The following is a 6,682-nucleotide window of genomic DNA, read 5'->3' as shown; positions in this document are numbered from 1 at the left end:
CGATGACGTCGTTCCCGCCGGCCGCCCACAGGTTCCCGTACCAGACGATGGCCGCCACGCCCAGGGCCGTACGGGTCGGCGCGTTCCGCGGGCGGTCGCACAGGTGGTGGGGTCGCGGGTCGCCGATCACCCAGCGCTCGAAGAACGGGTACAGCCCGATGAGCGTGAAGAAGCACACGGGGAGGACGACGGCGGGCAGGAAGACGTTCCAGGCGATCGAGTGCCCCGCGAGGTCCCAGGAGATCCGGGGCGTGATGCGCAGGGCGCCTTCGAGGAACCCGACGTACCAGTCCGGCTGGGCGCCCGAGGTGTCCGAGTCGGGACGGTAGGGGCCGTACAGCCAGATCGGGTTGATCTGCGCCCACGTGCCGAGCAGGGCCAGTACGCCCAGGACGTACAGGAAGAACGCCAGGGTGTGCGCGAGGAACTTCGGGTACGTCGGCGCGCCGACGACGTTCTCCTCGGTCTGCCGCTCGCCGGGCCACTGCGTATGCTTCTGATGCCAGACGATCATCAGATGCGCGCTGATCAGCGCGAGGAGGATGCCGGGGATCAGCAGGACGTGCACCGTGAACAGCCGGGGGATGAAGTCGTGCCCGGGGAACTCCCCGCCGAAGACGAAGAGGCTCAGGTAGGTGCCGACGAGTGGGATCGACAGCACGATGCCCTGCATGATGCGCAGGCCGGTGCCGGACAGCAGGTCGTCCGGCAGCGAGTAGCCAGCGAAGCCCTCGGCGACGGCCAGCGCGAAGAGCGTCGTGCCGATGACCCAGTTGATCTCCCGGGGCTTGCGGAAGGCGCCGGTGAAGAAGATCCGCATCAGGTGGACGCAGATCGCGGCGACGAACAGCATCGCGGCCCAGTGGTGGATCTGCCGTACCAGCAGGCCACCGCGTACGTCGAAGGAGATGTGCACGGTGGAGGCGTACGCCTCGCTCACCTTCTCGCCGTGCAGGAACGGGTAGGACCCGGTGTAGACCGTCTGCTCCTGCGAGGGCTTGAAGAACAAGGTGAGGAACACCCCGGTGAGGAGCAGGGTGACGAAACAGTAGAGCGCGATCTCGCCCAGCAGGAACGACCAGTGCTCCGGGAACGCCTTGCGGATGTTCCGCCGGAGGAACGCCGCGCTGCCGAGCCTCTCGTCCGTCGCCCGCCCGGTCCGCGCGACCGCGGTCGCGGTACGTCTCTTCACCGCCATGTGAGCTCCGTAGGGGGGTTGGATCTCCTGGCCGAGCGCCTACCCCGGAGGCGGGAGGCGTAACGCGGCGCCGGCACACCCTCCGCTCGCGGTCGTGAGCGGAAACGCCCTCGTCGGCAGGTGTGAGGACGTACCTCGGGGTATGGCCGACAGCGTCGGACCTTCGTCCCGGAAGGAGCGAGAGATGCCCAAGACGACCAAGAAGGGAACGGCCAAGAAGAGCGAGCTGCCCAGCACGATCCAGCGATCGGACGCGAAGGCCCAGCGTACGTTCGCCAAGGCCCACGACTCGGCCGTCGAGGAGTACGGCGAGGGCGAGCGGGCCCACCGGGTCGCGTACGGCGCGCTGAAGCACACCCACGAGAAGGTGGGTGACCATTGGGAACCGAAGGACAAGGGCGCCAAGGGCCCCTCCGACCCGCAGTCCGAAGGCGGCCGCGACACGTCGCGCAAGAGTGCCGGCGGTGTCGACATGAACGCGTCCAAGGAACACCTCTACGACCTGGCCAAGAGGATGGACATCTCCGGCCGCTCGAACATGAGCAAGAAGGAACTCGTCGACGCCCTCCAGAAGGCCAACGACCGCAAGACGGCGAAGGCCCGCTCGAAGGGCTGACACGGGAGAAGGCTGAGAGGAGACGACGATGTCGGAGCGCACCGAGGAACCCGAGCCGCGCCGCCCCAACCTGAGGTCGGGTTCCGAGACGCCGATCGATCCGGAGGACCTGGCGATGGCCGAGGGCCAGGACCCCACACCGGAGAACATCGAGCGCGCGCGGCGGCGCATCGAGCGGCTGGGCGCACGGGAGGCCGTCGACAGAGCCACCCCGTGACCACCACGCCGAACCGCGTCCGTCCGTCGTGAGACCGGCCGTCCCTTCCCGGGGCGGCCGGTTCCCATGTGCGCCGGGGATCCGCCGCGTCGGCCGCCCGCATTGGTTCTTTGCGTCGTGTGGGAACGCGCTTTCTCGTCTCCTCCCCGGAGGTGAGGCGCCGCCCGATTAACGTGCTGTCGTTGGCTGTCGGCGCAGGCTCGCCGGCCGGGCGCGAGATGCGCGACGGGCCGGTTCTTCGGGGGAGACGGCATGGGCTTGCTCGGAAATACGAAACCGCAAGAAGTCGTACGCTCGCGGGCGAGCCGGACCGGGCGCCGGGTGCGCTGGTGGCCGGTCGTGATGTGCGGCGGATGGCTGGCGCAGGTGGCGATTCGCGTCATTCTGGCCGCTCTTCACAAGTTCCCGGTTCTGATTCCGGACGAGACGGGATATCTCCTGGCGGCGCGGCTGCTGGCCGGGGGCGCGTCGAGCGACCTGTCCGGGCGCACGTTTTATCAAGGCGGATACTCGCTGCTGTTGTGCCCGGCGTACTGGCTGAGCGACGACCCGGTGACGATCTACCGGATCGCACTGGTGATCAACGCGGTGCTCGGCGCGTGCCTGCTGGCGCCCGCCCACGTGGCGCTGCGGCGGCTCGGCCTGTCACGAAGGCGCGCCTTCCCGCTGGCGATGGTGACGGCGTCCCTGCCGTCGATGCTCTACTACGGCCAGTACGCGCTGAGCGACGCGGTCCTTCCGCTGGCGGTGCTGACCTGGCTACTGTGCGTCCACTCCTGGGTCGCCCGGCGAGGGCAGGGATGGGGCATCGCCGCGAGCGCGCTGGCCGCCTACTGCTGTAGCGCGCACACCCGTGGGCTGATCATCGTCATCGCGCACGGGGGCCTCCTGATGGTTCTCCTGCTGTGCCGCCGCCTTCCCCGGCGCCGGCTCGTGGCGCCCGCCGCCGTGCTGGCCGCCGGCATGGTGGCCGGGTGGGCGCTGAACTCCTGGATACGCGCGGAGATCTACCCCGACGGCGCCCTGCCGTTGGGGCCGCTCCTGGCCGGGCGGCTGACCACGTGGAACGGCTGGGGCTGGACGCTCGGACTGGCCACGGGGAAGATCTGGTACCTCATCGTCTCGACCTGGGGCCTGGCCGGAGTCGGCCTGGTGGCCGCCGCGGCGGCCGCGGTCCGCCGGAGCACGCCGCTTGCGACGCGGACGGCGGCGGCCCTGACGCTCGTGAGCGTGGCGGGTATCGCGCTCGCGACCTCGGCCGCGACACCGGACGAGGGCACGGTCGCGAACCTTGCCTACGGCCGGTACCTGACCTGCCTCGCTCCCGCGCTGTTCCTGGCCGGGGCCGCCTGCGTCGTACGTGCCACCCGGATCGGTGTCGCCGCGGTGGTGTCGGCCGCGGCCGTTCTGACGGCCGTTTGCGCCCTCGTGGTGTGGCTGCACGCGGGGAACCGCCTGACCCAGGCGTTCTTCCTGTCCCTCGACTTCCCCGAGATGACCGTGCTGACGTGGAGCTGGGACTGTCTGAGGTTCTGGTGGGTCACGGCGGCCGCCCTGGTGTTCCTGCCGGGTCTCGCCCTCGCCAGGAACCGCAGGCTCGGGCCGGTCCTGGTCGCCCTCGTCGCCGCCGTGAATCTCGCCGTGGTCGCCGTGATGATCGGGCGGGTCACCCGCTACTGGGCGGACACCCTCGACAAGGCGAGCAGCCTGGACAGTGCCGTCCTCGGCCCTGCTGACCGCGTCGGAATCGACTACCGGGATATGCGCTGGCAGATCTGGGTCTCCCTGGCATTCCAGGTCCAAAGTCATTTGCTGCCGATCGACCGTTTCGACTCCCGAACGCTCCCGAAGGATCTAACTCTGGTCATCGTCCCCTGGGACCCGCACGATCTGCCGCGGGCGAGCTGGCCCGCCGCGCCACCGGGCTTCGTCCCTATCTCGGCTCATTGGACCGATTCCGGGAACTGGGTCGCCTGGCGGCGCCTGTGAAACCGGCGCGAAACGCGCCGCCTAAGGCGTGATTCGTGCGGTCCTGGACCAAAGGTGGCGGTCGCCTTTGCAGGGGGAATGAGTCTTGCTCAGTCATTAACTCTGACGCGCGTCGGGCGGTGAGTCGCCGGGTATTCACACCGCGCAATCTTCGGTCAATCCGAAATCCAGCCTTCTCGACTTGTTATAGGTGTCCAAATTGACTGGTTACGGGAAACAAGAGGCGGCTCGCGGCGGAACGCGGTCGCGTATCGCGCCTCTCGCGACCGCCGCGGTGGTCAGTGGCCTGGGCGTCGCGGTGGCGCTGCCGGCATCGGCCGGTGTCGAGCGCGTCATGCCGGGTTCGACCTCGACGCGGTCGGTCGACCTCTCCGCTCGCGACTTCTGCGAGGAACAAGACATCAACTGCTGGGAGAACCTCGGCGGCGATGGCGGAGCCATCGGGCACGGGGGAGCCAAGGCGATCGTCAAGGGCGGCGACCGAGCGCAGCCCGGCATCGAAGGCGCGGAAGGCCCGCAGGGCCCCGAGGGCCCGCGCGGACGCCACGGCAGGAAGGGCCACCGGGGCCGGCGCGGCGAGACCGGCCCGACCGGCGCGACCGGCGCGACCGGTCCGACAGGCCCGACCGGTCCTCGCGGTCTTCGCGGCCCGACCGGCCCGACGGGCCCAATGGGGCCTCGCGGTAACACCGGTCCGACGGGTCCTCGCGGTAACACCGGTCCGACCGGCCCTCGTGGCGTGACCGGTCCTACGGGCCCGACCGGCCCGAGAGGTGGTCCCACCGGGCCGACGGGGCCAACGGGTCCGACCGGGCCTGCGGGCGCCTCCGGTACCTGCATCGACTCGACCGTTCAGGGCAACACCAAGTTCGTCGCGACGACCACGCGTGCCGGGCGGGTCCTCATTCAGCAGGTCACCCTGACGCCGAATCCAACGCGCGGCATCTGGCGGGACTTCACCGGCGTGTTCACCGCCCCGCCGAATCAGGCTTTCGTGCCGAGTTGCGTGACGGTGACGAGGATGGGCGACAACCTGCACGTCACCGTTCGCGGTGTCAACGGTGACGTCCTCCAGTCCGCCTGCCCCATCCACCCGGTGCTGACATGCGGGGCGCCGATCAATCTCGGCAACGCCGCCTTCCGCATGGCGCTCCTGCCGTCGCGGGAGCATCGGATCGCGATTCTGGACCGATAGGCCGGCGCGCCGCCGGTCGTCGTCCATCGCCGTGACCCTGGGTCCCGGGCATCACGAGGCTCCCGATGCCCGGGACTCAGAGGCGGTTCCACGCGTAGGCGGGCAGGCCGTGCGCGGTGGCGATGGGCTTCCACAGGGCGGCCACCCGGCGCTTGGCGGGGCCGGCCTTGTCGTTGGCGGACAGGGCGTCGTGGTACGGCGCGACCAACGGGGCGATCCGGCCGCCGCACCCGCGCGCCCGGACCTTCTTCGCCCACGCGAGGTACGCCTGATCGGCCTCCAGCGAGCTCTGGTAGGCCGAGATCATCGCCTGGCGGAGGCGGGTGCCGTTCGGCAGCCGGTCGACCTTGAGCGCCTTCGTCCGGGACAGCTCCTGCTGCCGGTCCCGTACGACCTGCTGGAATCCGGCGACCCCTGCCGAGACGTCGTCGCACGTCCGCAGGCGGGCGGGCAGGTGCCCGCGCGCCGTCTGACCGGACTTGAGCACCTGCTCCACGGCGGACGCCTGCTGCGCGGCGGTGTCCGCGGTCGTCTGCTGCGCGGTGGGCGTCCCGCCGCCTCCGGAGGACCCCTGCGTCAGCGCGTAGGCGAGACCGCCGACGACCACGACCGCCGCGGCGATCCCGCCGGCCAGCAGGATCTTCCGGTTCTTCCCGCTTCCGCCCGCGTTCGGCGGCTGCCCGGGCGGCCCGCCGATCTCCGGCGGAACACCCTGGTCCCAGCCGTACGGGGGGTATCCGGGCGGAGGGCCGCTTGGCCCCGGGCCGCCGAAGGGCTGCCCGACGGGCGGCCCGGCCGGTGCCGGGCCGGTCCCCGCGACGCCGGAATTCCAGCCGGCGGCAGGAGAGTCGGCCGGCGTCGGAGTCCCCGCCGGGGGACCGGGACTCCAGGCCGCCGGAGGCCCGGGAATCCAGTTCGCCGGAGGGGTTTCGGGCGCCATCGGATCCCCGGTCGGCGGGCCCAGGATCTGCGTGGCGTTACCGGGCTCGGGCGGGTTCCCCTCGTCGCCGGGGGCCAGGTGGGGGCCCGGCCGGGAAGGTCCCTCGCCGGGGACGGGGTGAGGGCCCGGCGGTACGTTCCAGGGGCGTTCGCCGCCCGTGTCCACTGCCGGGAGCGGCTGGGTCCCCGGATTCGGCGCCGCGGTCGGTGAGTCGGCCGGTGTTCCGGCGGCGGAGTACGTGCCCGGGCCGGGACGTTCTCCCGCCGGCGGCAGCGGGGTGCCGCATCGCGGGCAGGCGGACCGGCCCGGGGGCACCTCGCCTCCGCACGCGGGGCAGTCCATGCGTGATCCCTCCTCCTCGGCCGATTCCTCCGACGGAACATTGTGCCGTCCTGCCGTGCGGGGGCCGCCCCGGGCCCACGGAACGCGACCGTGGTGGCTCGTGGGGGCGCGGCCCGCGATGGTCGGTGCGGTCTCAAGACGGGTTCTGGGAGGACCCGCCGATTCTCGAGGTGGGCAAAGCGCAC

General features: G+C 71.1%; 6 protein-coding genes. 4 read left to right on the top strand and 2 right to left on the bottom strand.

What is annotated here, in order from left to right; genetic code table 11:
• Positions 1-1,198 (bottom strand): cytochrome bc1 complex cytochrome b subunit (gene qcrB, locus NE235_RS36190; protein WP_252811265.1); only part of this gene is annotated, 1,198 nt, incomplete at its 3' end.
• Between the two features lie 184 nt (positions 1,199-1,382).
• Between qcrB and NE235_RS36185 the strand changes: the two genes are divergently transcribed.
• The 4 genes from NE235_RS36185 (at position 1,383) to NE235_RS36165 (ending at position 5,215) form a co-directional block, all read left to right on the top strand.
• On the top strand, positions 1,383-1,814 hold the full coding sequence (locus NE235_RS36185; RefSeq protein WP_252811263.1) for a ChaB family protein: 432 nt from the start codon (positions 1,383-1,385) through the stop codon (positions 1,812-1,814).
• Positions 1,815-1,842: 28 nt separating this feature from the next.
• Positions 1,843-2,031, top strand: coding sequence for a hypothetical protein (locus tag NE235_RS36180; RefSeq protein ID WP_252811261.1), 189 nt, complete (start codon positions 1,843-1,845; stop codon positions 2,029-2,031).
• Positions 2,032-2,283: 252 nt separating this feature from the next.
• A complete protein-coding gene (locus NE235_RS36175) occupies positions 2,284-4,020 on the top strand; it encodes a hypothetical protein (protein WP_252811259.1) in 1,737 nt (578 codons plus the stop codon).
• Positions 4,021-5,041: 1,021 nt separating this feature from the next.
• A complete protein-coding gene (locus tag NE235_RS36165; RefSeq protein WP_252811268.1) occupies positions 5,042-5,215 on the top strand; it encodes a hypothetical protein in 174 nt (57 codons plus the stop codon).
• A gap of 76 nt (positions 5,216-5,291) precedes the next feature.
• On the opposite strand, the gene NE235_RS36160 is transcribed toward NE235_RS36165, so the two are convergent.
• The gene (locus NE235_RS36160; RefSeq protein WP_252811257.1) at positions 5,292-6,497 is read right to left on the bottom strand and encodes a hypothetical protein; all 1,206 of its coding nucleotides are present in this window, start codon (positions 6,495-6,497) and stop codon (positions 5,292-5,294) included.
• Positions 6,498-6,682: the final 185 nt, after the last annotated feature.

Origin of the sequence: Actinoallomurus spadix, from assembly GCF_024055725.1 — a bacterium.
In the GTDB taxonomy this organism is placed as follows: domain Bacteria; phylum Actinomycetota; class Actinomycetes; order Streptosporangiales; family Streptosporangiaceae; genus Actinoallomurus; species Actinoallomurus spadix.
This window is presented reverse-complemented; position numbering and strand designations above follow the sequence as displayed.

Coding starts and splice junctions, on each gene's coding strand:
- NE235_RS36185 (WP_252811263.1), top strand. CDS start 1,383: ATGCCCAAGACGACCAAGAAGGGAACGGCCAAGAAGAGCGAGCTGCCC.
- NE235_RS36175 (WP_252811259.1), top strand. CDS start 2,284: ATGGGCTTGCTCGGAAATACGAAACCGCAAGAAGTCGTACGCTCGCGG.
- NE235_RS36180 (WP_252811261.1), top strand. CDS start 1,843: ATGTCGGAGCGCACCGAGGAACCCGAGCCGCGCCGCCCCAACCTGAGG.
- NE235_RS36160 (WP_252811257.1), bottom strand. CDS start 6,497: ATGGACTGCCCCGCGTGCGGAGGCGAGGTGCCCCCGGGCCGGTCCGCC.
- NE235_RS36165 (WP_252811268.1), top strand. CDS start 5,042: ATGGGCGACAACCTGCACGTCACCGTTCGCGGTGTCAACGGTGACGTC.